Annotated in this window: 1 protein-coding gene; it reads right to left on the bottom strand. The window is 35.3% G+C overall.

Features of this window, described 5'->3' with window-relative positions; all coding sequences use genetic code 11:
- A partial coding sequence (locus ACFIM1_RS09280) for a DnaB-like helicase N-terminal domain-containing protein (protein ID WP_375694686.1) occupies positions 1 to 828 on the bottom strand: 828 nt, incomplete at its 3' end.
- Between the last annotated feature and the right edge of the window lie 238 nt (positions 829 to 1,066).

Genomic DNA, 1,066 nt, shown 5'->3' with positions numbered 1-1,066 from the left:
CTCTGAGATAATACGAGTTGCAAGCTGTTCAGTTGACATCTCAAGTGAGAAGAAACCAACAATACCCCCTTCATTGGCTTGGCTGTTATCACGCTTACAAGCATTGGCAATATTAAAAGCAATATTGGTAGCAAGCGATGTTTTACCCATACCAGGGCGCCCCGCAAGGATAATCAAATCAGATGCTTGTAACCCTCCCATTTTCTCATCAAGTGTTTTGATATGGGTAGCTATCCCTGAGAGCCTTGAAGAACGCTTTTTCGCAGCACTTGCCATGTTAAGTGCTTTTGCAATGGCTGTATCAAAGTTTTCAAACCCACCCCCATATTTTCCTTTTTCTGCTAGCTCAAATAACTGATTTTCAACAGTTTCAATTTGTTGTGATGTTGTAAGTTCTACAGAAACATCATAAGCTCTATTCACAACTTGAGTGCCAAGGTTAATTAAAGAGCGGCGGATAAAAAGATCATAAATGACGCTTCCATAATCTTTAGTATTAATGATTGTTACAGCTTCTTTAGCTAAATGCACCACGTAATTATATACAGTGATGTCACCAATTTTCGCATCATTTTCAACAAAGGGCTTAATAGTAATGGGATCTGCAATTCTTCCCTTTTGAATAATTTGTGAAATGATATCAAAAAGCTTTTGATGCAACGGTTCAAAAAAATGCTCTGCTTTTAAAAAATCAGAAACGCTATCAAGAGCATTATTATTGATAATGATAGCACCGAGCAAAGCTTTTTCAGCTTCAATATTATGGGGAAGTTGACGAAAAGAAGATTGTTCTTCTGTTTGAAAAGAAGGTAATTTAACAGCGTTCATTTTATTCATTATGATTTAAATTGATTTGATAAATGATAATTATAACTCACTGAATCTACAGTGTGAATCCCATTTTTATTTTACTTAACAGCTTGCGTTTTGATACGTTTTGTGCAATAAAGAGATGTTCTTTTATATTTCGATTGGTTACTTTAATCGTTTATTTAGATCGCTAGCTGTTTTGATAATAAAAGCCGTGTCTTAAAAGGACACGGCTTTTTTTGCTATAAAGCAGCCC

Origin of the sequence: Bartonella sp. AC158YNML (assembly GCF_042196725.1) — a bacterium.
Classification (GTDB): Bacteria; Pseudomonadota; Alphaproteobacteria; order Rhizobiales; family Rhizobiaceae; genus Bartonella.
Note: the sequence above shows the minus strand (reverse complement) of the source record. Positions and strands in the feature narration are given on the sequence as shown.